At 56.6% G+C, this 23,621-nt stretch carries 27 protein-coding genes and 1 tRNA gene; 10 read left to right on the forward strand and 18 right to left on the reverse strand.

Going from position 1 to position 23,621, the window contains the following annotated elements:
* Positions 1–133 precede the first annotated feature (133 nt).
* From MWU55_RS16630 to MWU55_RS16250, 3 genes are read left to right on the forward strand one after another with little or no spacing between them, the layout of a single operon-like run.
* Positions 134–1,060, forward strand: a complete 927-nt coding sequence (locus tag MWU55_RS16630) for a CPBP family intramembrane glutamic endopeptidase (RefSeq protein ID WP_246938070.1) — start codon at positions 134–136, stop codon at positions 1,058–1,060.
* A 31-nt stretch (positions 1,061–1,091) separates the two neighbouring features.
* Positions 1,092–2,045 carry an acetyl-CoA carboxylase, carboxyltransferase subunit beta gene (gene accD, locus MWU55_RS16245; RefSeq protein ID WP_246938072.1) on the forward strand — a complete coding sequence of 318 codons (954 nt, stop codon included), beginning with the start codon at positions 1,092–1,094 and terminating at the stop codon, positions 2,043–2,045.
* Entirely contained in the window at positions 2,042–3,316 is a 1,275-nt protein-coding gene (locus tag MWU55_RS16250; protein WP_246938074.1) for a folylpolyglutamate synthase/dihydrofolate synthase family protein, read from the forward strand. The genes accD and MWU55_RS16250 overlap by 4 nt, the downstream gene beginning before the upstream one ends.
* Positions 3,317–3,715: 399 nt before the next feature.
* Here the strand turns inward: MWU55_RS16250 and zapE are convergent, their stop codons facing one another.
* Positions 3,716–4,804 carry a cell division protein ZapE gene (gene zapE, locus MWU55_RS16255; protein ID WP_246938076.1) on the reverse strand — a complete coding sequence of 363 codons (1,089 nt, stop codon included), beginning with the start codon at positions 4,802–4,804 and terminating at the stop codon, positions 3,716–3,718.
* 97 nt (positions 4,805–4,901) lie between these two features.
* Between zapE and MWU55_RS16260 the strand changes: the two genes are divergently transcribed.
* Positions 4,902–6,143 (forward strand): MFS transporter, encoded by a 1,242-nt coding sequence (locus MWU55_RS16260; protein WP_246938079.1) that lies wholly within the window; start codon positions 4,902–4,904, stop codon positions 6,141–6,143.
* A 7-nt stretch (positions 6,144–6,150) separates the two neighbouring features.
* On the opposite strand, the gene MWU55_RS16265 is transcribed toward MWU55_RS16260, so the two are convergent.
* Positions 6,151–6,609, reverse strand: coding sequence for an Lrp/AsnC family transcriptional regulator (locus tag MWU55_RS16265; protein WP_246938081.1), 459 nt, complete (start codon positions 6,607–6,609; stop codon positions 6,151–6,153).
* Positions 6,610–6,768: 159 nt separating this feature from the next.
* On the opposite strand from MWU55_RS16265, the gene ald reads away from it, so the two are divergent.
* Entirely contained in the window at positions 6,769–7,887 is a 1,119-nt protein-coding gene (gene ald, locus MWU55_RS16270) for an alanine dehydrogenase (protein WP_246938083.1), read from the forward strand.
* 90 nt (positions 7,888–7,977) lie between these two features.
* Positions 7,978–8,391, forward strand: coding sequence for a DUF1801 domain-containing protein (locus tag MWU55_RS16275; protein ID WP_246938085.1), 414 nt, complete (start codon positions 7,978–7,980; stop codon positions 8,389–8,391).
* A gap of 53 nt (positions 8,392–8,444) precedes the next feature.
* On the opposite strand, the gene MWU55_RS16280 is transcribed toward MWU55_RS16275, so the two are convergent.
* The 15 genes from MWU55_RS16280 to pyk all read right to left on the reverse strand — a co-directional run bounded on the left by MWU55_RS16280 (position 8,445) and on the right by pyk (position 20,163).
* Positions 8,445–8,521 (reverse strand) — tRNA-Met (locus MWU55_RS16280).
* A gap of 143 nt (positions 8,522–8,664) precedes the next feature.
* The gene (gene mscL, locus MWU55_RS16285) at positions 8,665–9,093 is read right to left on the reverse strand and encodes a large conductance mechanosensitive channel protein MscL (RefSeq protein WP_246938087.1); all 429 of its coding nucleotides are present in this window, start codon (positions 9,091–9,093) and stop codon (positions 8,665–8,667) included.
* A gap of 128 nt (positions 9,094–9,221) precedes the next feature.
* Positions 9,222–9,671, reverse strand: coding sequence for a YtoQ family protein (locus tag MWU55_RS16290; protein ID WP_246938089.1), 450 nt, complete (start codon positions 9,669–9,671; stop codon positions 9,222–9,224).
* A gap of 48 nt (positions 9,672–9,719) precedes the next feature.
* The gene (gene pheT / locus MWU55_RS16295) at positions 9,720–12,116 is read right to left on the reverse strand and encodes a phenylalanine--tRNA ligase subunit beta (RefSeq protein ID WP_246938091.1); all 2,397 of its coding nucleotides are present in this window, start codon (positions 12,114–12,116) and stop codon (positions 9,720–9,722) included.
* A gap of 24 nt (positions 12,117–12,140) precedes the next feature.
* Positions 12,141–12,563 (reverse strand): ASCH domain-containing protein, encoded by a 423-nt coding sequence (locus tag MWU55_RS16300; protein ID WP_246938093.1) that lies wholly within the window; start codon positions 12,561–12,563, stop codon positions 12,141–12,143.
* Positions 12,560–13,633 carry a phenylalanine--tRNA ligase subunit alpha gene (gene pheS / locus MWU55_RS16305; protein WP_246938095.1) on the reverse strand — a complete coding sequence of 358 codons (1,074 nt, stop codon included), beginning with the start codon at positions 13,631–13,633 and terminating at the stop codon, positions 12,560–12,562. The genes MWU55_RS16300 and pheS overlap by 4 nt, the downstream gene beginning before the upstream one ends.
* A gap of 70 nt (positions 13,634–13,703) precedes the next feature.
* Positions 13,704–14,951, reverse strand: coding sequence for a DUF6596 domain-containing protein (locus MWU55_RS16310; protein WP_246938097.1), 1,248 nt, complete (start codon positions 14,949–14,951; stop codon positions 13,704–13,706).
* A 2-nt stretch (positions 14,952–14,953) separates the two neighbouring features.
* Positions 14,954–15,304 (reverse strand): YciI family protein, encoded by a 351-nt coding sequence (locus tag MWU55_RS16315; protein WP_246938099.1) that lies wholly within the window; start codon positions 15,302–15,304, stop codon positions 14,954–14,956.
* 109 nt (positions 15,305–15,413) lie between these two features.
* Positions 15,414–16,037, reverse strand: a complete 624-nt coding sequence (locus MWU55_RS16320) for a class I SAM-dependent methyltransferase (RefSeq protein WP_246938148.1) — start codon at positions 16,035–16,037, stop codon at positions 15,414–15,416.
* A 22-nt stretch (positions 16,038–16,059) separates the two neighbouring features.
* A complete protein-coding gene (gene pssA, locus MWU55_RS16325; RefSeq protein WP_246938101.1) occupies positions 16,060–16,812 on the reverse strand; it encodes a CDP-diacylglycerol--serine O-phosphatidyltransferase in 753 nt (250 codons plus the stop codon).
* A gap of 12 nt (positions 16,813–16,824) precedes the next feature.
* Positions 16,825–17,499 carry a phosphatidylserine decarboxylase gene (locus MWU55_RS16330; protein ID WP_246938103.1) on the reverse strand — a complete coding sequence of 225 codons (675 nt, stop codon included), beginning with the start codon at positions 17,497–17,499 and terminating at the stop codon, positions 16,825–16,827.
* A gap of 214 nt (positions 17,500–17,713) precedes the next feature.
* The gene (rplT, locus tag MWU55_RS16335) at positions 17,714–18,079 is read right to left on the reverse strand and encodes a 50S ribosomal protein L20 (protein WP_246938105.1); all 366 of its coding nucleotides are present in this window, start codon (positions 18,077–18,079) and stop codon (positions 17,714–17,716) included.
* A gap of 14 nt (positions 18,080–18,093) precedes the next feature.
* Positions 18,094–18,294, reverse strand: a complete 201-nt coding sequence (gene rpmI, locus MWU55_RS16340; protein ID WP_142851789.1) for a 50S ribosomal protein L35 — start codon at positions 18,292–18,294, stop codon at positions 18,094–18,096.
* Positions 18,295–18,426: 132 nt separating this feature from the next.
* On the reverse strand, positions 18,427–18,663 hold the full coding sequence (locus tag MWU55_RS16345; protein WP_246938107.1) for a hypothetical protein: 237 nt from the start codon (positions 18,661–18,663) through the stop codon (positions 18,427–18,429).
* A 60-nt stretch (positions 18,664–18,723) separates the two neighbouring features.
* On the reverse strand, positions 18,724–20,163 hold the full coding sequence (pyk, locus tag MWU55_RS16350) for a pyruvate kinase (protein WP_246938109.1): 1,440 nt from the start codon (positions 20,161–20,163) through the stop codon (positions 18,724–18,726).
* 130 nt (positions 20,164–20,293) lie between these two features.
* Here pyk and MWU55_RS16355 point away from each other — a divergent pair, with 130 nt between their 5' ends.
* The 4 genes from MWU55_RS16355 to parA all read left to right on the forward strand — a co-directional run bounded on the left by MWU55_RS16355 (position 20,294) and on the right by parA (position 22,624).
* Positions 20,294–21,034, forward strand: coding sequence for an N-formylglutamate amidohydrolase (locus MWU55_RS16355; RefSeq protein ID WP_246938111.1), 741 nt, complete (start codon positions 20,294–20,296; stop codon positions 21,032–21,034).
* A 98-nt stretch (positions 21,035–21,132) separates the two neighbouring features.
* Positions 21,133–21,372 carry a DUF6868 family protein gene (locus tag MWU55_RS16360; protein ID WP_246938114.1) on the forward strand — a complete coding sequence of 80 codons (240 nt, stop codon included), beginning with the start codon at positions 21,133–21,135 and terminating at the stop codon, positions 21,370–21,372.
* A 76-nt stretch (positions 21,373–21,448) separates the two neighbouring features.
* Positions 21,449–21,763: a DUF1244 domain-containing protein gene (locus MWU55_RS16365; protein WP_246938116.1), complete on the forward strand. Its 315-nt coding sequence runs from the start codon at positions 21,449–21,451 to the stop codon at positions 21,761–21,763.
* 195 nt (positions 21,764–21,958) lie between these two features.
* Positions 21,959–22,624: a ParA family partition ATPase gene (parA, locus tag MWU55_RS16370; protein ID WP_246938150.1), complete on the forward strand. Its 666-nt coding sequence runs from the start codon at positions 21,959–21,961 to the stop codon at positions 22,622–22,624.
* A gap of 69 nt (positions 22,625–22,693) precedes the next feature.
* Here the strand turns inward: parA and MWU55_RS16375 are convergent, their stop codons facing one another.
* A complete protein-coding gene (locus MWU55_RS16375) occupies positions 22,694–23,548 on the reverse strand; it encodes a D-amino-acid transaminase (RefSeq protein ID WP_246938117.1) in 855 nt (284 codons plus the stop codon).
* Positions 23,549–23,621: the final 73 nt, after the last annotated feature.

The raw sequence follows: 23,621 nt of genomic DNA on the forward strand, positions 1-23,621 counted from the left end.
CCCTTCCGTCTTATGTTCCGGATAGCAACTCAAGGGGGCATGACGCAAGTCGGCTAAAACCGGATTGTCCTTTGCATTCTTTCAGGACACAGTTGGGATAAATCACCAGTTCATGTGCTCTGGAGCGTTTATTGTGACATCTGCCCCCCAACTTTCCTTCTGGTCCCCCGCGCGGCCGTATTGCCAGATCTGGCGTTCAGTTCTTGGGTTTGTTCTGATCCATGTTGCATTCTTTGCGGCGACTTTTGCGATCTTCATGACCGGGGGCTGGTTGATCGGAGAGCACCCAGCAAACATCCTGAATGCGACAACAGCCGTGCATGCAGGTATCTTCTTTCTGACTTTCCTTGGGTATCATTTGGGCCTCTGGATGGTGGTGCGTTTCCTGCACAAACGCAGCTTCTCAAGCCTGTTTGGCGCGCAGCACCGTGTTCTGTGGCGACATTTTCGGACTGGCATATTGATCGCGCTGGCGATCAGCTTGGCAGCAACCGTTCTGCAGATGCTGGAACCGCTGTTCGTTGCCCCGCAGGAACAAACAGAGCTTCAGCGTAACTTGCCCACCAGCGAATGGGCTTTGGTTCTTATTCCCGCTCTGACCCTGATTTTCATTCAGATCTTCGCAGAGGAATTGGTGTTCCGTGGGTACATGCTTCAACAATTGCGCGCGCGATTCAGGTCACCTTGGATCTGGGCCATCCTGCCTTCAGTGGCATTTGGATTGCTGCACGCCGACCCGGCATCTTGGGGGGTGAACGCAATTTTCTATGTCATCCACACCAGCGTCGTCGGCATCGTTCTAAGCATAGTAACCGTGCGCACGGGGAACATTGGCGCGGCCGCCGGGCTGCACTTTGGAAACAACGCGTCGATGGTTCTTGTTGGAAATGCGGGAAACTTGGATGGTTTTTCCCTTTTTATTGCAGAGGTCGATCTGATGGGATCAACAATGACCGCTTCGATGATCCTGCAAACCACGCTGGTTCTGGTTGCGTTTGCGATTTGGTGGCGCCTGTCCCAACGTAACCGCCCAATTGCAAATGCCGTCGAGGCAGACTAACTAAGGCCAAACGCAACAAGGAAGTCTGGCGATGAACTGGATCTCGAACTACGTCCGCCCCCGCATCAACTCGCTTTTCTCGCGCCGCGAGGTGCCCGAGAACCTGTGGACCAAGTGCGGCGAGTGCGGCACCATGCTGTTCCACCGTGAATTCACCGAGAACTATAACGTCTGCACCAACTGCGACCACCATATGGGCATCACACCACGTGATCGCTTTTCCCTAATGTTTGATGGCGGCATCTTCACCGAAGTCGACGTCCCCGCACCGATCGATGATCCGCTTCACTTCAAGGATCAAAAGAAATACCCCGAGCGCATGAAATCCGCCCGCAAAGGCACAGGCGAACGCGAAGCGATGCTTGTGGCGGAAGGCGAGATCGGTCGCACTCCGATCATTGCGGCTGCGCAGGATTTCAGCTTCATGGGTGGCTCTATGGGCATGTATGTTGGCAATGCCATCATTGCTGCCGCCGAACGTGCCGTTGCACTGAAACGCCCGCTGGTGCTGTTCTCGGCTGCAGGTGGCGCGCGTATGCAGGAAGGCATCCTGTCGCTGATGCAGATGCCGCGTACAACCGTTGCCGTGCAGATGCTGAAAGAAGCCAACCTACCTTATATCGTCGTATTGACTCACCCGACCACCGGCGGCGTCACCGCGTCTTACGCCATGCTTGGGGATGTGCATATCGCCGAACCCAACGCACTGATCTGCTTTGCAGGGCCGCGCGTGATTGAACAAACAATTCGCGAAAAACTGCCCGAAGGTTTCCAGCGTGCGGAATACCTTCTGGATCACGGGATGCTGGACCGAGTCACGCACCGCAAGGATATGAAGGAAGAACTGGTGACGATCCTGCGCATGCTGACGGGCCAACCGCCAGCGGTCAAAGGTGACCTTCCCAAACCGGAGCCGGAAGCAGAAGCAGAAGCCGCACCGACCGAAGAAGCGTCCACTGACGCCAGTAAGGTCGACGAAGCGTGAGCGCCCAAGGCTCGGACGTCATCCTTGACCGGATGATGTCACTGCACCCGAAGATCATTGATCTGACACTAGATCGGGTCTGGCGCTTGCTAGAAGCTGTGGACAATCCACAAGACCGGCTGCCAGCGGTCATTCACCTTGCCGGGACCAATGGTAAGGGATCGACCCAAGCGATGATCCGCGCGGGGCTCGAGGGCGCTGGTAAGACTGTGCACGCCTATACCTCGCCTCACTTGGCACGGTTTCACGAACGTATTCGTCTGGCGGGTGCACTGATCAGCGAAGACGCCCTGACCGAGGTTCTGGACCGCTGCTATGCCGCCAACGGCGGTGAGAACATCACCTATTTCGAAATCACCACCGTCGCAGCGCTGATGGCCTTCGCCGAGACACCAGCCGATTTCACTTTGCTAGAAACCGGGTTGGGCGGACGGCTGGATGCAACCAATGTGGTAAAAGAACCTGCGCTGACCGTGATCACCCCGATCTCGATCGACCACACTCAGTTCCTCGGTGAAACCCTGCCCGAGATCGCAGGCGAGAAAGCCGGCATTCTGAAACGCGGCGTCGCGTGCGTGGTGGGTCCGCAAAAAGACGAAGCACTGGATGTGATCGAAGCACGCGCAGCTAAGCTGGGCTGCCCCCTGTTTGTTCACGGCCAGTATTGGCATTTCTGGGAAGAACGCGGACGTCTGATCTTTCAAGATGAAAACGGGCTTCTGGATCTGCCCTTGCCCGCGCTTATCGGACCGCATCAGATCGAAAACGCAGCTGCCGCAATTGCCGCGCTGCGCGTGCTGGGCTTTGACGAAGCCGCCTGCGAGGCTGCGATGCGTGATGTGACATGGCCCGCACGGATGCAGCGTCTGCGCCAAGGTCCACTAATTGATGCGGCCGGTGAGGCCGAGCTATGGCTCGACGGTGGCCACAACCCCGCGGCAGGAGAGATGCTGGCAACGGTCCTGGCAGACCTCCCGAAACGCCCGACCCATCTGATCTGCGGAATGCTGAACACCAAAGACATCGCGGGTTACCTGCGGCCACTTGCAAGCGTGGCCGACACCCTGACCGCCGTGTCCATCCCGGATGAACCCAACACTTTGCCAGCAGACACTACTGCTGAAGTCGCCGAGGGCGTCGGTATGACTGCAAATACCGCTGAGAGTGTTGAGGCAGCAATTCTGTCGATCACAACGCGCGATCCTAAGGCTCGGATCCTGATTTGCGGTTCTCTTTATCTTGCGGGTGCGATTTTGCGTGAAAACGGCTAAATCGGCCACTTTCACAATCGTGATCACAAAATAAATTTCAATCGACACCGCGCACCCGCATCAACAACACGATTCAAGCCACGGAAAAGAATCACTTTTTTGCCGGTTTCGCGAATCACCAGTGATTCTATGTAAAATGTTGACGGTTTAAGGGGTTAGCGCCTATAAATAGGACATTCTATAGGCAAAGTTCGCATCAAGTGGACGGCTTATCGAGCAGTACATTACGCCAGGGCGGCAAGGTGATTCGAAAGAGGCAGAATTTAATAGCCTCAATGTGATCACAAATTACATCGTGACCCTTTGCCTAACCCAGCGGCACTTCGGGGAGTTCAACTCCCCATATCCGAGTTAGGCAGGCAGGTGAAAACCTGAGGGGTCGCAGACGGCGGCCCCTCTTCAATCCTGCACGCTTCCCCAATCCTTGTCTTGCATTTCGCGCAGCCGGCTGGCGGTGCGTTCAAACTCGAATGATCCTTCACCCTCGACATAAAGCATCTCGGGCTGTGCGGCGGCGGAGGCAATCAAACGCACCTTTGCCTCGTACAGGGCATCAATCAGCGTCACAAAGCGTTTCGCTTCGTTGAAGTTAGAACGACCAAGGCGCGGAATATCTTCCAGCACCAAAAGCTTCACCGCGTTAGCCACGGCAAGATAATCGCCGGGCCCCAGCATCGCACCGCAAAGGTCATGAAACTGCGCCCGCGCAGCCCCGTTGCGATAGGCAGGCAGAACGACCTCGCGCCCCTTTACGGTCAGAGCCAGCGGGGCGGCATCCCCCCCGGTCAGGTCTTTCCACAAAGCGTCGATTGCACCGCGCGCTTCTGCGCCTGAAGGGGTGAAATAGACCTGCTCACCTGAAAGTCGATCCTGACGGTAGTCGTTTGGGCTGATCAGTTCATGCACGACCATCTGGTCCTTCAAAAGCGCGATGAACGGAAGGAATAGCTGGCGATTCAGACCGTCTTTATAAAGCTCATCAGGATGGCGGTTCGACGTGGTGACAACCACAACGCCCGCGTCAAACAGCTTTTCAAACAAGCGCCCTACCAGCATCGCATCTGTGATGTCAGTGATTTGCATTTCATCGAAGGCAAACAGCTTCACATCCGCGGCGATCTTGGCCGCCACAGGCTCCAATGGGTCATCAACGCCAGTTTTGCGCGCGGCTGTCATGCCCTCATGCACCTCTTGCATGAACGCGTGGAAATGCACGCGGCGCTTAGCCGATGTTTCAAGGCTGTCGACGAAAAGGTCCATCAGCATCGACTTGCCGCGCCCGACCCCACCCCAAAGGTAAAGGCCCTGCGGAACCTCTTCGGGTTTGGAATGAAACAGCCCGCCCAGAATGCCGCGCTTGCGCACAGGGGCGGCGTCCAAATGGGCCCGGATGTCTTCCAGCGCGGGCAGACATGCCTCTTGCGCCGGGTCGCGGGTAATCTCGCCTCTTTCGGCCAGAGCGTCATAGATCTTTATCAAATTTGCCATGAGGTCTGATAAAACGACGCGTCACATAAGGAAAGGTGAACTGTCCCATCAAAAAGCAGGAATTGACGAGGCGTGATCCTTACCTGACAGTGCCGGAATGACAGAGACACGCGCGCCCCTTATTACACCCGTCCTTGTGGCCGGGTGCCTTATCATCCTTGTAAGCTTTGCGATCCGCGCCAGCTTTGGCGTGTTCCAAATCCCGATTGCGACCGAATTCAACTGGCCACGGGCCGAGTTTTCGTTGGCGATTGCGATCCAGAACCTCGCTTGGGGGATCGGCCAGCCGATTTTTGGCGCAATTGCCGAGAAGATGGGCGACCGCAAAGCCATCATCATGGGCGCGTTGATCTATGCGGTTGGACTGGTTGCCAGCTCGGCGGCCGTCACACCCGCCGCGCATCAGATGCTTGAAGTGCTGGTCGGCTTCGGCATCGCAGGCACCGGCTTTGGTGTCATTCTGGCCGTCGTGGGCCGTGCAGCGAGTGACGAGAACCGTTCGATGGCGTTGGCAATTGCCACGGCGGCAGGGTCTGCCGGGCAGGTCTTTGGTGCGCCATTGGCGGAGTTTCTGCTGTCTATGATGAGCTGGCAGGATGTGTTCCTGATCTTTGCCGCTGCCATCGTCGCGACTCTCGCGTTGTTGCCCCTGATGAAGACCGAAAGCATGGCATCGAAGTCCGAGCTTGAGGAAAGCATGGGGCAAATCCTGATCAAGGCGTTCAAAGACCCAAGCTATACCCTGATCTTCCTAGGCTTCTTTTCCTGTGGCTATCAGTTGGCCTTCATCACCGCACACTTCCCCGCCTTCGTGACCGAAATGTGCGGGGCGATTGACCCGTCAGGCACGCTGGCCGCCGTGGGTGTGTCGTCCACATCGGCGCTAGGGGCGATTTCCATTTCGCTTATCGGACTTGCGAACATCGCTGGCACGCTGTTTGCGGGCTATCTGGGCAAGACCTATTCCAAGAAATACCTGTTGGCGGCAATCTATACCGGGCGAACCATCGTAGCGGCGCTGTTTATCCTAATGCCAATCACGCCGACCTCGGTCATCGTGTTCTCGATTGCGATGGGATCTTTGTGGTTGGCCACGGTGCCCCTGACCTCGGGTCTGGTCGCGCATATCTACGGGCTGCGCTATATGGGCACGCTTTATGGCATCGTCTTCTTCTCGCACCAGCTTGGCAGCTTCCTGGGTGTCTGGTTGGGCGGCCGGATGTATGACGCCTTTGGCGACTACACCTTCGTTTGGTGGATCGGAGTGGGCGTCGGGGCGTTCTCGGCCATTGTGCACTTGCCGGTAAAGGAACAGCCTTTGAGCGCACGGACGGCGTAAAAAAGCTTCAGACCGGTAAAGCGGTGGTTTTGAATACTGTGCGCAGTGCGAAGCTGGATTGCATGCCCTGTACGCCCGGCAAGCGCGCAAGATATTGGCGGTGAATACGGGCGAAATCCTCGGTGTCCTGCGCAACAACTTTCAGCAGATAGTCCGCCGTTCCCGCCATCAAGTGGCATTCTAGAACATCCGGCACACGGGAAACTTCACGCTCAAACGCATCAAGAACTTCGTCAGCCTGCCCCGAAAGCGTAATCTCGACAAACACGGTTGTTGGGCAGTTCAGCTTCCGCGCATCCAAAAGTGCCACGTAGTTCTTGATAAAACCCTCAGCCTCAAGCCTTTGCACGCGCCGATGGCAGGCAGATGGCGACAGGTTCACCTTTTCAGACAGTTCAGCGTTTGAGATGCGCCCGCTGCGCTGCAATGCCCGCAAGATGCGGCGATCTACACTATCAAGTTCCAATTTCGATCACATTCCTTGCGTGTTTTTTACGGTAAGCGCTGTTTTCTTCGAAAAACTATACTCACTACGCCACATCTTTTCAAAGCAATTGCGTCAACCGCCCCCCAAGATCAAGGCAGTAGATACAATTTCCCCTGCAACAGGGACAAGGAGGAACCCATGCTGATCGGATGCCCAAAAGAGATCAAGCCCCAGGAATTTCGCGTCGGCCTGACGCCTGCCGCCGCCGGCGAAGCCATCGGTCGCGGCCATTCCGTGATTGTCGAAACCAATGCCGGTGCAGGCGCTGGATTTTCGGATGAAGACTATACCGCTGTTGGCGCTAAGATCCTTGGCACCGCCGAAGAGGTGTTCGCCAAAGCCGACATGATCGTGAAGGTTAAGGAACCGCAGGCAGTTGAGCGTAAAATGCTGCGTGAAGGCCAGCTTCTGTTCACCTACTTGCACCTTGCCCCCGATCCCGACCAGACGCATGACCTAATCGCCTCGGGCGCGACCTGCATCGCCTATGAGACTGTGACCGACAATAGCGGCGGTCTGCCTTTGCTGGCCCCGATGTCGGAAGTTGCTGGCCGTCTGGCCCCGCAAGTTGGTTCGTGGACACTGCAAAAAGCCAATGGCGGTCGTGGCGTTCTGATGGGCGGCGTACCGGGCGTTGGTCCGGCCAAGGTTGTTGTGATCGGCGGCGGTGTCGTTGGAACACACGCAGCCAAGATCGCTGCTGGCATGGGCGCGGATGTAACTGTGCTGGATCGTTCGCTGCCGCGTCTTCGTTACCTTGACGACGTCTATGGCGGCATCTTCAAAAACCAGTATTCGACCGCTGCAGCCACGGCAGAGCTTATCACCACCGCCGATATGGTGATTGGCGCAGTTCTGATCCCGGGTGCTGCGGCCCCGAAACTGGTTAGCCGTGCACAGCTGTCGACCATGAAGCCGGGTGCGGTGCTGGTAGACGTTGCCATTGACCAAGGTGGCTGCTTCGAGACCTCCAAAGCCACCACGCACGCCGATCCAATCTATGAAGTCGACAACGTGATGCACTACTGTGTGGCCAACATGCCGGGTGCTGTTGCCCGCACCTCGACCATCGCGCTTGGCAACGCCACCCTTCCCTTCATGCTGTCGCTTGCCGACAAGGGCTGGAAAGAGGCATGTGCGGCCGACCCGCACCTGCTGAACGGTCTGAACGTGCATGCTGGCAAGCTGACCTATGCGGCTGTCGGCGAGGCACTTGGGCTCGACTACATTTCTGGACAAGATGCGCTAAAAATCTGAACCTCCCTTCAGAATTAATCGCAACGAAAGCCCTGCCATCGTGCGGGGCTTTCATTTGACACCCTCCCCATCCACGGGTTGAGTAGGGTCATGTCACCGCACCAAAACATCCCGGACACCCGCGTCCAGAAAGCCTTTCAGGACTTCCCCGACAATGTGCGAGCCAAACTGCATGAGCTTCGAGCGCTGATCCTAAGAACAGCCGCAGAGCTGCCAGAAATCGGTCCGTTACAAGAAACCTTGAAATGGGGTCAGCCAGCCTATCTGACCCCGGAAACGGGTGCGGCGACCACGATACGGCTGGGTATCCCCAAAGCTGGTGGATACGCGCTCTATACCCATTGCCAGACCAGCGTGATCTCCGAGTTTCAGTTGCTCTTTCCTGACGAGCTGAAATTCGAAGGCAATCGCGCCGTTCTTTTCGCTGCTGGTGAAGATCTGCCCGAAGGTCCAATGATCGCCCTGATCACTCGTGCGCTGACCTATCACCTAAGGAAACGTTGAAATGAAAGAAGCCCCGCCGTTAGGCAGGGCTTTCTTCAATCTGGTGATTGAGATGGTAGCGTGGGGCGGACTTGAACCGCCGACCCCAGCATTATGAGTGCTGTGCTCTAACCAGCTGAGCTACCACGCCATCTCATATCGGAGGTTCGAATATTCTGGCGCGTCACAAGTGTCAAACGAAAAACACGCAGAATCCCGAAACAAGCCAAGAAAAACCAAACAAAAAGGGCGCTGAAAAACTCAGCGCCCTTTTCGAATTATTTCGGACCAGCCTTACTTTTTCAAAGCGTCGCGGATCTCGGTCAGAATATCCAGCTCGCTTGGGCCAGCCGGTGCTTCTTCTGCGGCTTCCTCTTCCTTGGCGGCTGCTTCTTTGGCTTTGTTCACATAGCGCACCAGCATGAACACAACCCATGCGATGATCAGGAAGTTGATGATGGCCATAATGAACGAACCATAGGCGAAGACAGCAGCGCCGCCTTCACGAGCGGCTTCAAGCGAAGCGCCGGCTGCAACGTCGCCAGACAGAACAGCGTACATATTGGTGAAATCGATACCGCCCATGAACAAGCCGATAATCGGATTGATCAGGTCAGCAACAAGTGAGCTTACAATCGCGGTGAAGGCTGCGCCGATTATGATACCAACAGCCATGTCCATGACATTGCCCTTGGCGATGAAATCTTTGAATTCTTGTAGCATACTGTCCCCGTATGTTTGATGGTCTCGCACTATGCGCGACCCTGTTCGCATTGCGGACAATATACACGAAAATCATCTGTTTTTGGGGGGAAAAACATTTCCCCCGTCACCGCAGGTTGACGTGGGTGTCAACCTGGCAGAGTTCCGGTCAGAACATATTGAAGGATTTCCACGACCTGAGCTGGATCACGCGCGACCGCCAACGCTGCTGCATCAACCTCTTTAAGCGCGTGGTCGTGTTCGGGCATTTGAAGCACGATCAGGGATTTGCCCTTGGCAGCGGCATAGCCCGCATCAAAAGCCGCATTCCACTGGCGGTATTTCTCGCCAAATCGCACAACGACGACGTCTGCGTCTTCGATCCCCTTACGGGTGCGGATTGCGTTGATCATCGCACCTTTGTGGTCATGCCAATACTTGTTGGGCTCTTCGCCAAGGATCGCCACACCGCAATCGTCCGAGGCATCGTGATCCGTTACAGGGGCGCTGAAAACCACATCCAGCTCCTTCGCACCATCGATAATTTGCTCACGCCAATCGGTGTGGATTTCGCCGGAAAGATAAACGTTCAGGGTCATGGCTGTTCTCCAAATGAAAACGCGGCCCCGAGGGACCGCGCTTTTGATTTATCCGCGTAGGCTACCGCCTGTCGCCTTCTCGACCTTCTGGACGATCTTCTGACTGACCGCCTCGATGTCCTTGTCGGTCAGCGTCGCGTCACGTGGTTGTAGGCGCACGGTGATGGCCAGAGACTTCTTGCCCTCGCCCAGCGATCCGCCGATGAATTCGTCAAAGACGTTCACGTCGGTGATCAGCGCTTTGTCGGCACCTGCGGCGGCATTCACCAGATTGATAGCTTCCACATCAGCGTCCACCACGAAGGCGAAGTCGCGTTCGACCGGTTGCAGATCCGAAGCACCCATCGCACCGCGCCCCGTGCCCTTGGCTTTCGGGAACGGCACTTTCGCCAGATGCACGGCAAACGCCACAACCGGGCCTTTCACGTCCATCTCTTCAATGGTTTTCGGGTGCAACTCTCCAAACGCGCCAAGGATGTTCTTTGGTCCCAGTCCCAGCTTGGCCGAGCGTCCCGGATGCCACCACGCGTTCATGTCGCGCACGAAGGTCAGCTTGGCAGGTGCGCCGATGGCGTTTAACACAGCCTCGACATCCGCCTTGGCGTCATAGGTGTCGACCGGGCGACGAGCGCCGAAGCGATCACGCGGGCCGGTGTTGCCAACCAAGATACCCGTGACCATCTGCTCGTACTCTTCCGGCTCGCCGCCGCTGAACACGGGGCCAACTTCGAACAGCGCCAGGTCCATGAAACCACGCGATTGGTTGCGCGCTGCGGCTTGCAGTAGACCGGGCAGCAAAGATGGGCGCATGTGGCTCATTTCCGACGAGATCGGGTTGGCCAAAGCGACGTTATCACTACCAGTGCCAAAACGCGCAGCGCTTGCCTGATCAATGAAGCTGTAGGTCACACATTCGTTGTAGCCCAACGCCGCGGTAGTGCGCCGCGCAATGCCTTCACGCTTTTGCATCGGCGACAGGATCGCCTTGGGCACGCCCACATGGGTGCGCGGCAGCGGTTTGCCAACCAGCTTGGTCAGGGAGGCCACACGCGCGACTTCCTCGACCAGATCAGCGGACCCAAGGACATCAGGACGCCAAGACGGCACGTGGGCCATGTCGCCGTCGATGGTGAAGCCCAGCGCGGTCAGCGTCTTGCGCTGCTCATCCGCGGGAATGTCCATTCCGACCAGCGACTGAACGCGGTCAGTGTCGAGCTTATAGGCGCGGCTCACATCAGGCTCTGCACCCGCTGTCACAACGTCTGATGCCTCGCCACCGCAGAGATCAAGGATCATCTGGGTCGCGGATTCGATCGCTTGGGCGTTATAGGCCGGGTCGATGCCACGTTCGTTGCGATAACGCGCGTCCGAATTGACCTTTAGCGCGCGGCCCGTTTTGGCAATCTGGATGGTTTCCCAGAACGCCGCTTCAAGGAACACATTGGTGGTGTCGAAGGTCGCACCCGTGGGCAGACCGCCCATGATGCCACCGATGCTTTCAACACCTTCATCGTCCGAGATAATGACCATGCCAGCGTCGAACGTGTATTCTTTCTCGTCCAACCCCATCAGCGTCTCGCCACCTTTGGCACGGTGCACGCGCAGGTCGCCTTTGACCTTGTCCGCATCAAACACATGCAGCGGGCGGTTCATGTCGTAGGTGAAGAAGTTGGTGATATCGACAAGCGCCGAGATCGGGCGCAACCCAACCGCCTTCAGACGGGCCTGCAACCACGCAGGCGACGGGCCGTTCTTCACGCCCTTGATCAGACGCCCCATGAACAAGGGGTTCGCGTCGCGCGTATCCTCGTCGATGGTCACGTTGATCGGGCTGGGACCGTTGCCGTCAACCTTGTGTTCTTTCATCGGCTTCAGCGTGCCCAAACCACGAGCGGCCAGATCACGAGCAACACCACGCACGCCCAGCGCATCGGGGCGGTTGGGCGTGATTGCGATTTCAATCACCGGGTCGACTTTTTCGGGGTCATTGGCGGCAAGCCAATCGACGAAACGGTCGCCCACTTCACCCGATGGCAGCTCGATAATGCCGTCATGTTCTTCCGACAGCTCCAGCTCGCGCTCGGAGGCCATCATGCCGTGGCTTTCGACACCGCGGATTTTGCCCACGGACAGGGTCACGTCGATGCCGGGCACATAGTCACCGGGCTTGGCGAGGACCACTGTGATTCCTTCGCGCGCATTGGGCGCACCACAGACGATCTGCTTTTCGCCTTCGTTGGTTTCCACGGTGCACACGCGCAGACGGTCGGCGTCGGGGTGTTTCTCGGCCGATTTGACTTTGGCGATGGTGAAGGCACCCAGACGGTCCATCGGGTTGAAGATATCCTCAACCTCGAGCCCCAGATCGGTGCAGGCCTCGGCGATTTCGTCAACCGAGGCTTCGGTGTCGAGGTGGTCTTTCAGCCAGGAGATGGTGAATTTCATTTGCGTATCCTCTTTCGGCACCGCTTAGCGGTCTGCCAAATCCTCAATCAGGTCAAAATGCTCGAACACCAGCATCATTTCAGGGTCAAACCCGCCGTTCCTAGCAAAATAGGCCTCATGCCCTTTGCGCCAGCTAGCCAGCGTTTCATCTTCGCCCTCGGCCAGAGCCATCTCTTCGGTGACGTCGCAAAAACGGATCTCTTCGACCTTCACGGTCTTGATCACAAGGGCCGGTGTGCCATCCCAGTTCGCTGCAATGTCGGTGCGCCCTACAACGGGCATGGCTTCGGGTTCGTCTTTGAAATCGGTCAACGCGCCACAGGTCGCGCGCTTCTTACCGGAGCGAACAAGACCGATCAGTCGTGCTGAAAGCTTGGCGCTATCACCGAACTTGAACGTGCCCGCGCCGGGGTATGTGACCTGAAGGTCTTCCATGTCGTCGCTCATCGCGACAGCCCCCCACGCATGGTCGGCACGTCCAGCGAGCTGAAGCCATAGTGGCGCAGCCAGCGTAGGTCGCTGTCAAAGAAGGCGCGCAGGTCGGGGATGCCGTATTTCAGCATGGCCAGACGGTCGATGCCCAAACCGAAGGCAAAGCCCTGCCATTCGTCAGGGTTCACGCCCGCCGATTTCAGCACGTGCGGGTGCACCATGCCAGAGCCTAGGATTTCCATCCAGTCGTCGCCCTCGCCCAGTTTCAGGGTGCCGCCTTCCCATGAACAGCGAATGTCGACTTCGGCCGACGGCTCGGTGAAGGGGAAGTGCGAGGCGCGGAAGCGCAGTTCGATTTCGTCGATTTCGAAGAAGGCGCGGCAAAATTCCTCCAGCGTCCATTTCAGGTTCGCCATCGAGATATCTTTGTCGATCGCCAGACCTTCGACCTGATGGAACATCGGGGTGTGGGTCTGGTCATAATCTGAGCGGTACACGCGGCCCGGTGCAATCACGCGGATCGGCGCGCCGGTCTTCTCCATCGCGCGGATTTGCACGGGCGATGTGTGGGTGCGCAGCACGTGCGGCGGGCGGTTATCGCCTTCGTCGCGGTGCATATAGAACGTGTCGAACTCCTGCCGCGCGGGATGGTGCGGCGGGATGTTCAGGGCGTCGAAGTTGTACCAGTCGCTTTCAATCTGCGGGCCTTCCGCGACCGAAAATCCCATGTCACCAAAAATCGCCGAGATCTCTTCCGTGACTTGGCTGATCGGGTGAATGGTGCCTTGGCGCGCAGGGCGGCCCGGCAGGGTGACGTCCAGCCATTCGGTGCGCAGACGTTCGTCAAGTGCTGCATCAGCCAACCCGGATTTCTTGGCGGCGATGGCCGAGTTAATCTCGTCCTTCAGGGCGTTCAGCTTGGGGCCGGCAACTTGGCGTTCCTCGGGCGTCATTTTGCCCAGCTCGCGCATTTTCAGGGCCACTTCGCCCTTTTTACCGACCGCTTGCACGCGGATATCTTCCAGAGCAGCCTCATCAGCGGCCCCACCGATTGCGTCCAGATATTTTGTTCTGAGCTCGTCCATCTCGGTCCCTTTACTTCGCACCGTTTCCAGCTAGCGAATGCAGGGCAAAATGGCAAGCCGGGGAAGGGTCTCAGGGCGCGTTCAATTCGTGAAGGCGGCTTTCAAGAAACGCTGCTTGTTCGGGCGCTTGGGACAGGGCGATGGCCGCGCGATAGCTAGCAGCCGCATCTTCATGGCGCCCCAGACGCGCCAGAAGGTCCGCACGACATGCGTGAAACGGCTGATACCGGGCGAGTTTGTCTTCGTCTTCGACGGATGCCAGCAATTGCAGACCAGCATCTGGGCTGTCCGCATAAGACAGGGCCACGGCCTGGTTGATCCGAAGGATGGGATTGGGATGGCGTTGGTAGAGCACGTCATACAGCGCAACGATCTGCGCCCAGTCGGTGTCCGCGAAAGTGGCGGCTTCCGCATGAACCGCGCTGATTGCGGCCTGAAGAGCATATGGCCCAGCCGGTCCATCGGTCAGCGCGGCTTTGGTCAAGGCGAGCCCTTCGTTGATCCGCCCGCGATCCCAACGCGCCCTGTTCTGGGCGTCCAGCGGTACAAAACTTCCGTCCTCGCCCCGCCGGGTCAGGCGGCGACTGTCAGAGAGCAACATAAGGGCAAGCAGCCCCTTTGCCTCGGCATGGTCTGGAAGAAGCGTGGTTAGGATGCGGCCAAGTCGAATGGCTTCCTGCACCAGCTCCTCGCGCATAAGCTGCCCGGACGAGGCGTGACAGCCTTCGGTGAAGATCAGGTAGATCACCCGCAGCACCGCATCGGTACGCTCGTGCAGGTCATCAGGCTCGGGCAGTTTGAAAGCGATCCCCGCATCGGCGAGTTTCTTTTTGGCGCGGGTCAGGCGGGCGGCCATGGCGTCGGTCTTATCCAGAAAGGCGTTGGCAATCTCGGCGGTGGTCAGCCCGCCCAGCGCCCGCAAGGTCAGGGCCACGCGGGATTTTTCCTCGAGCGCCGGGTGGCAGCAGGTGTAAATCAACTCTAATCGGTGGTCGGGGATTACCATGTCGCGATCATCCGGGTCGTCGCGGTGCTGCTCCAGCCACAAAGCCAGCTCGTCCGATTTCCGTTTGGCTGTTTCGCCCTTACGTATCCGGTCCAGCGCTTTGCGGCGGGCCACAGTGATCAGCCATGCATCCGGATGTCGCGGCGCGCCCTTGCGCGGCCAAACCTCCAACGCCGAGACAACAGAATCCTGCAAGCTGTCTTCGGCCAGTGCGTAGTTGCCAGTTGTGGACACCAGCGATGATAAAATGCGCCCCCAATCTTCGCGGATCAATCGCGTGATAAGCGTTTGGGCTTCAATCGGGGGCAACATTGTTAGTCGAAGATCATCACGGGGCGCACTTCAACCCGGCCGTATTTGGCGTCAGGGATCTTGGCGGCATAGTGCAGCGCTTCGTCCAGATCTTTGCAGTCCAGAATATAGTAGCCGCCAAGCTGTTCCTTGGTTTCCGCAAAGGGACCATCGACCAGCTCAGTTTTGCCGTTGCGTACGGATACGGTGGTCGAAGTTGCAATTGGCTCAAGCGCCTCTCCGCCAACCATTTTGCCCGCGTCCTGAACTTCCTTTGTGAAATCCATATAAGACTGCATGTAAGGGCCAAACTCGTCCGTTCCGGGCTGCGGGCCATTGTCTTCGGCATTATAAATCAAACACATGTATTGCATTGGTTTTCCTTTCAACTGTTAGGAAAGGTCTATGCCTTTCTGTGTACCAGACGTTCGGGATTGGGCAAAATCGACAACTGATTGTCAATTTCTGCGCAAATTTTCTGATTCAGCCCATTTCCTTTTTACTAAGCACAAGAAATGTCATCATTCCCAATGGCGGAATGGAGTTTTTCTGATCAACCTCCAATGAAGGCTCACCAAGCACTGTCTCAATCTCGAAATCTGAATGCCATCCAATCACATTGGCAAGGGGTGCCGATATCTTCTCAATCACAGCCAGAACACCATCGGTGCGAGCGAAATGGTTGGTGATAACCACCTTCCCTCCGGGTTTCAGTACGCGTGCGATCTCGGACATCACTTTTTCCGGTTCAGGTACAACAGACAACACATGCATCGCGGCGACGGTGTCGAAACTATCGTCCGGAAAATCGAGCGCGCGCGCATCCATTTGTTGAAGCGAGGCGACATGATCCAAACCCAAGCGCTGCACTTTGCTTTTCGCTTTGGCCAACATTTCATCGCTGAAGTCGATGCCGGTTACTTGTAGCTTTGGCTGATAGTGCTGCAACGAAAGTCCAGTGCCGACGCCAACCTCAAGCACAGATCCGGTCAGTTTGTTAATGTACCCAACGGCGCGGCGCCTGCCGGCGTTGGTTATACTGCCAAATGTTTTGTCATAAATTGGTGCCCAGCGGGCGTAGGAGGATCGAACAGCTTCGATTTCCAACTTACTTCTCCCTTCAAAGGTTTTAGTGACGTTTAGCCGACCAATTGCCAAGTAAACTCCAAAGAACCATTCCAATGTAACCAACGCATAAAATGACCAGGGTGATCCATGCGTAGGTCAAAACTGCCGCCCCAATAACGGCAAAGGCGACAAGCGCAAATTTGACATTGCGGCGCGCGACACGAACGGATTTAAGCGACCAAGTCGGAACGCGACTGATCATCAGATAGCCGACCAATACCATGTTTAGGCAGATTATCAGATCCGGCAGAAGCGGTGTGTCCGTGAATGCAAACGAAACAGACATCGGCAACAAAACCAGCATCCCCGCAGCCGGCGAGGGCACGCCAACAAAAAATGCGCCTTGGGGATCTACTTCATCCGGCTCTGTTTTATTGCTGACGTTGAACCGGGCCAAGCGCATAGCACAGCAAACCGAATAGAGCAGCACTGCAATCCATGCAGAACCGCGCATATCCTGCAGCGCCCAAAAATAGATGATCAACGGAGGGGCAACACCAAAATTCAGGAAATCCGCAAGCGAATCCAGTTCTGCTCCCATTTTGCTGTCACTGTTTAACATTCGCGCCACGCGGCCGTCGAAGAAATCAAGAACACAAGCTGCGACGATCAGTTGGACCGCAAGCACATAGTTGCCCTGCACTCCAAACCGAATTGCCGACAGGCCAGCGCAAATGGCTGCAACTGTCAGCATGTTCGGGATCAGCTGAACAAGCGCAAAATCAGTGATCGTCTTGTCAGAAGAGGAGGTCATATTACGGCCAGTCTATCCATCATGTGAGGTAGGCAGTTCTGCAATGACGGTTTCGCCCGCCACCATGGTTTGGCCAATACTGACCAGCGGTTCCACGTTTGGGGGCAAGTAAACGTCCAGACGAGATCCAAACCGGATCAAGCCAAAACGCTCTCCTGTTTGCATTTGTGTGCCCGGCTTGATGAAGCAAACGATGCGGCGTGCAACCAACCCTGCAATCTGGACAACTGCCAGGTCTTGGCCGTCTGGCAAGCGAATACATAGGCTGTTGCGTTCATTGTCGACGCTGGCTTTGTCCAGAGACGCGTTCAAGAATTTGCCAGGGCGATAGGCAATAGCTGTGACTTCGCCCGCAATCGGAGTGCGATTCACGTGGCAATTGAAAACGCTCATAAACACACTGACACGCGTAAGCGGTGTATCCGCCATGCCAAGCTCTTTTGGGGGAACTGCTGGTTCTATCAGGGACACAATGCCATCAGCCGGGCTGACGATTAGCCCCGGACGTGATGGGGTTATCCGTTCGGGATCGCGGAAGAAGTAGTAGCACCAAATCGTGAGCCCCACGCCTATCCACCCTAGGAAGGGCCAGATCAGGAACAGAACGAACGTGACCGCAGCAAAGATCGCGACAAACTTAATGCCCTCACGGTGCATCGGCTTAATAAACGTACCCAGTAGATGCATGGCGGCCTTCCCCAGCGGTAATTAAGAACCACTTTCAATAAGCCGGTTAGGCCAGAGTGCAAGGATATTCTCGGACACTGGCAGTATACCGCATCTTTACGGGCGGTTGTGGATCTTAACGCCGGAACTGTGCGCATGCATAAAATGAAGCTCCAGAAACGAAGAAGCCGCAAGGTTTCCCTTGCGGCTTCCGAATTACGTGCTGTTGGCGGACTTAAGCAGCCAGAGCAGCTTGTGCTTTTTCAACGATCGCGCCGAATGCATCAGGCTCGTGTACAGCCAGATCGGCCAGAACCTTACGGTCCACTTCAACACCAGCCAGGTTCAGGCCGTTGATGAAGCGCGAATATGTCAGGCTTTCGTCATGCGAGCGAACAGCAGCGTTGATACGCTGGATCCACAGCGCGCGGAACTGACGCTTGCGGTTCTTGCGGTCGCGGGTTGCATATTGGTTCGCCTTGTCGACGGCTTGGCGCGCTACCTTGAAGGTATTCTTGCGGCGACCGTAATAGCCTTTGGCGGCCTTGACGACTTTCTTGTGACGGGCGTGGGTTGTGGTTCCACCTTTAACGCGGGACATATCAGTATCTCCTCTTAGCGGTCGTAGGGCATGTAGCCCTTGACGATCTTAGCGTCGGGGGCGGACAGAGCGGACGTACCGCGTGCGTTACGGATGAATTTCTTCGTCCGTTTGATCATTCCGTGCTGTTTACCAGCCTGGGCTCCGATGACCTTGCCGGTCGCGGAAACCTTGAAGCGCTTCTTGGCGCTCGATTTGGTCTTCATCTTGGGCATTTTCGTCTCCAAACAAAGGTTACGTTGATGCACGGTGGGCATGCCACATTAGCCCACGCGCACATGAAGTTGGCCGTATAGGGCCAGATTGCGCGACTCGCAAGCATTTTTTAGCTTCTGAAATCGTTTCGATTAGGCTTGAAAATAAGCCATCCAGCGTGTGACGACCGTATCGATGACCTGCGGGATGGTTTCGATACTATAACCGTTCGGCTTGCCGCCTAGGGCGATGGCAATCAATCCACCACCAATCAGCAGCATAATCGCGGGAACACGCGGCGCATCGCCACGGCGAAAGGCGCCTACGATGGCTGGCAATGACAGAACCAGTATTATTAGCCCGACAACAAAATATGTGTCATAGGTCATGATCTTGCCTCCACCGAAAACTGAATTCGTGTTCTATGCAGACAGTATAACCCATTTGCTTCAGGTTGCGTAGATCAGACTTTCATCACAGGGCGCGACGCGCAGAATGTTGGTTGTTCCGGGTACGTTGAAGGGAACACCCGCCGTCACAACGATCTGATCTGTCTCATCCGCAAAGCCAGAACTTCTGGCCGCGCGCGCAGCAGACACAACTGCTGCCTTAAACCGTTCCACCACAGAAGCCGTAACAAAACAGTTGGTGCCCCAAGACAAGCAAAGGCGGCGCGCAGTGCCGCGCAGAGGTGTCAGCGCGATGATGGGAACACGCGGGCGTTCACGCGCAGTCAAAAGCGCAGTTGTCCCGGATTGCGTAAAGCAACAGATCGCCTTGATGTCTGTGGTTTCCGCAATCTCACGCGCCGCAGCGACAATTGCATCATTCACACCACTTCGGCTGGCAACACGGGAGGCTTCGACTTGCTCGCGATAGGTGTCGTCATTTTCGACCTCAATTGCCACGGCGTTCATCGTGGAGACTGCCTCAACTGGATATTGCCCAGCAGCACTTTCAGCAGACAGCATAACCGCATCCGTGCCGTCGTAGATGGCATTCGCCACGTCAGAAACCTCAGCCCGCGTTGGCATGGGGCTTTCAATCATGCTTTCCAACATTTGTGTCGCGACGATCACCGGCTTACCTGCCCTGCGGCAGGAATTGATCAAGCGCTTCTGGATCGGCGGAACTGCATGAACCGGCAGTTCTACACCAAGGTCACCCCGAGCCACCATGATACCGTCCGAAACCTTCAGGATTTCATCAAACGCATGTACAGCCGCAGGCTTCTCAATCTTTGACAGAACCGCTGCTCGGCCATGCGCCAGCTCGCGCGCTTCCTCGACATCTTCGGCGCGCTGAACAAAGCTAAGCGCCAGCCAGTCCACTCCTAGTTGGCAAGCAAACTCAAGATCCGCACGGTCCTTGTCTGAAAGCGCTGCCAGCGGAAGCACAACATCAGGGACATTCACACCCTTTCGGTCTGAAATGGTGCCACCAACTTCGACAACGCAATCTGCGAAATCTGGACCACAATCCTTAACTTTCAAGCGCAACTTGCCGTCGTTCACCAACAAAGTCGATCCGGGTTCCAGCGCAGCAAAAATCTCGGGGTGAGGAAGGCAAACGCGGTGCCCTTCGCCCGGCGCTTCATCCAGATCAAAGCGGAACTCGTGCCCTTCTTCGATGTCAGCGGCACCCGCCGCGAACACACCGCAGCGCAACTTCGGCCCCTGAAGGTCGGCCAAGATCGCAATCGGACGATCCAAATCCTTTTCCACCTTGCGCACCAAGGCATGGCGCGCACGCTGCTCGTCATGGGTGCCGTGGGACATATTCATCCGAAACACATCGGCGCCAGCCTCGAACAACGCTCTGATCATATCGTAGTCGTTTGACGAGGGTCCAAGGGTTGCGACGATCTTGACATTACGATGGCGTCTCACGGCGCACCTCTCTTTCATTTTGGTCTTATGCGGGGTCGAAAGACCTATGCCGCAAAATGTTAGCGCTGACAACTGGCGCTTGCCTTCAACGTCGCATAAAGGAGAACTGAAACAGAAAAACAACGCCAAAATGACATACACACCCTTTCACATATATGGCCAAGAAAGGCCCGCACGCTGGTTGATCACATGCGACCATGCCGCCAATACCGTTCCTTCTTGCGTAGGCGGCGGCGATCTGGGCATTGCGCCCGATGATATGAACCGGCACATCGCTTATGACGTCGGTGCGGCCGGCGTCTCTACCCATTTGGCCGATCTGCTGGATGCCCCCGCGATCCTGTCTAACTTCTCGCGTCTGGTGATCGACCCGAATCGCGGTGAAGACGACCCAACCTTGTTGATGAGGCTTTATGACGGAACAATCATCCCGGCAAACCGGCACGCCGACAAAGCAGAAAAAGCACGCAGGCTTGATGCCTTCCACCGCCCCTATCACGATGCGCTTGCCCAGCTAGCTGCCCGCCAAGACAACACAGTAATCGTTGCGATGCATTCCTATACACCGCAACTGAACGGTCGCGACCCGCGCCCATGGCACATCGCAATCCTGCACGAGAAAGACAGCCGCATCGCGACGCCGCTGATCGAACGGCTCGAAGAAGAATCCGACCTTTGCGTTGGCGAGAACGAGCCCTATGGCGGCCATCTGGACGGCGATTCAATCGACCGCCATGCGGTCGTGCAGGAACGCCCGAATGTTCTGATCGAGATCCGCAATGACCTGATTGAGACCGAGGAACAGCAACGCGCATGGGCCGAACGGCTTGCGCCGATACTGACCGAGGTTCTGGCAAAAAGCGGGCTTTAGAAAGCACCGCTTAGGCTGCAATTTCGCACGACCCTTCCTTGCCTCACTAAGCACCGATCCCCATATATCAGGTAGGTTTCTAGGAAAGGAGACCCGCTATGACCATTGATCAACTGACTTCGTTTTTTGGCTGGATGTCTGTTCTAAGCATCGCGTTTCTGCTTGTCGCCACCATCGGACTTATCGTCCTGCGCCCCGTGGCCGTCCGGCTGCATTCTTCGCTGTTTTCGCTCAGCGAAGACGCACTGAACAGCGCGTATTTCAACTATCTGGCCAACCTGAAGATACTCACGCTGATCTTCTGTGTGGCCCCATGGCTTGCGTTGAAATTAATGTAACGCTCTCCGCGCCCGGTTGACCTTACCGGGCGCAACCGTTCCAATGCGCAGACCTGCCAACCAACCGGAGCCCATCATGGACGACCAAACCCGCATCGAGATCGAAGCCGCCGCCTTTCGCCGCCTGCAAAAGCACCTGATGGAAGACCGCACCGATGCACAGAACATCGACATGATGAATCTGGCGGGCTTTTGCCGCAACTGCCTTGCCCGCTGGTATCAAGAAGCCGCCAATGAACGCGGTATCGAGATGAGCAAAGACGAAGGCCGCGAGGCTTTCTATGGCATGACTATGGCCGAGTGGAAGGCGAACTATCAAACCGAAGCCAGCCCAGAAAAGCAGGCCGAGTTCGAGGTAGCATTCAAAGAAAACGTGACGGACAAGCAATAAGCCTTTAGCGACAGCGACAGCGACAGCGACAGCGACAGCGACAGCGACAGCGACAGCGACAGCGACAGCGACAGCGACAGCGACAGCGACAGCGACAGCATTTTCGACCAGAAGCTGCACCACAATAGCTCTATCGCCTTTCTCCTCTGCAAGTGCTATGCTGCACTGCAGAAAGAGCACTTGGAGGCTTTAAACATGGGCGGTCGGATCATCTGCGTGGCGCAGCAGAAAGGTGGCGCGGGCAAGACAACGCTCGTCTCCAACCTGGCAATCGCGTTCTTGTCACAGGGCAAAAGTGTTGCCCTTCTGGATACGGATCCCCAAGGCAGTCTTAGTAAGTGGCTGGATATTCGTGAAGAATCGCTGGGCGAAGATGAAAACCTCAGGTTCGCGACTGCGACCGCCTATGGGATTTCGCGTGCCATTCGGGGTCACATCAAGGACGCCGATGTCATCTTGATTGATACGCCGCCAAAAGCCGACAGCGATGTACGTTGGGTTCTGGCTGAGTCGGACCTGGTGCTGGTACCTGTTTCGGCCAGCAAGGCCGATGTCTGGGCAACCAATGATGTTTTGGACTTGGCAGACCGGGCTGGAAAACCAACGAATGTCGTCATGAATCGCACGCGCAATGGTACGCGTGTTGGTGAACAAGTGGCCAATGCGGTCGCCGAGCTTGGAACAAAGCCGCTGCAGTCATCCCTGACCAACAGGGTGATCTATGCCGAAGCGCTGGGTCGCGGCTTGGGTGTGATTGAGGCGAAACGGTCCGGCCCAGCAGCGGACGAAGTACGCGCGCTTGCTGACGAAGTGGCTACAGTCCTAAAGCTGGACTCCAGCGCCACACCTGAACTGGCTTAATACTGCGCCATTCCTCAACAAAAAAGGGGCCGCGACAGCAGCCCCTTTCGGTGTTCATCACCTTCTGACTTAGACAGCCTTCTTCAGGCTCTCATCCAGATAAATCTCGCGCAGGCGCAAGGCCACCTTGCCTGGTGCGCCGTCGCCCAGCGCTTGGCCGTCGATTTCCACTACCGGCATCACGAAGGCCGAGGCTGAGGTGAAGAACGCCTCGTCCGCATTCTGCGCTTCTTCGATTGTGAAGTTGCGTTCTTCGATTTCCATCTGGGCTTCTTCGGCGAAACGCAGAACCGCAGCACGGGTGATCCCGTGCAGAATGTCGTTGGACAGACCGCGCGTGATGATCTTGCCGTCTTTCACGATGTAGACGTTGTTCGAGGTCCCCTCGGTCACGAAGCCATCTTCGATCAGCCACGCATCGTCGGCACCAGCCGCCTTGGCCATCATCTTGCCCATCGACGGATAGAGCAGCTGAACCGTTTTGATGTCGCGACGACCCCAGCGGATGTCTTCGATCGAGATCACTTTCATCGGCTTCACAGTCGCGGCCAGGCCTGGTTTATTCTGAGTGAACAAAACAACAGTCGGCTTCACCTTGTCAGGATCCGGGAAGACAAAGTCACGGTCGCTATCCGCGCCGCGCGAGATCTGCAGATAGACCAGACCCTCGTCGATTTCGTTCACACGCACCAGTTCGCGGTGGACTTCCAGCAGATCCTCATTCGAGATCGGGTTCTCCATCCCCAGTTCGTTCAACGAACGCGCCAGACGCACGGCGTGACCTTCGAAATCAATCAGCTTTCCGTCCAGCACGCTGGTCACCTCGTACACCGCATCCGCAAACAGGAAACCACGGTCAAAGATCGAGACGCTGGCTTCGGTCTCGGGCAGGTATTCTCCGTTCACGTAAACGGTGCGGGTCATGTCAGGTCTCCTTCATGTGACGCTGCGAGCCATTTGACCCGCGCGGCATTTCCTGTTTGGGGTGTTGATACAA

Origin of the sequence: Aliiroseovarius sp. F20344, assembly GCF_023016155.1 — a bacterium.
In the GTDB taxonomy this organism is placed as follows: Bacteria; Pseudomonadota; Alphaproteobacteria; order Rhodobacterales; family Rhodobacteraceae; genus Aliiroseovarius.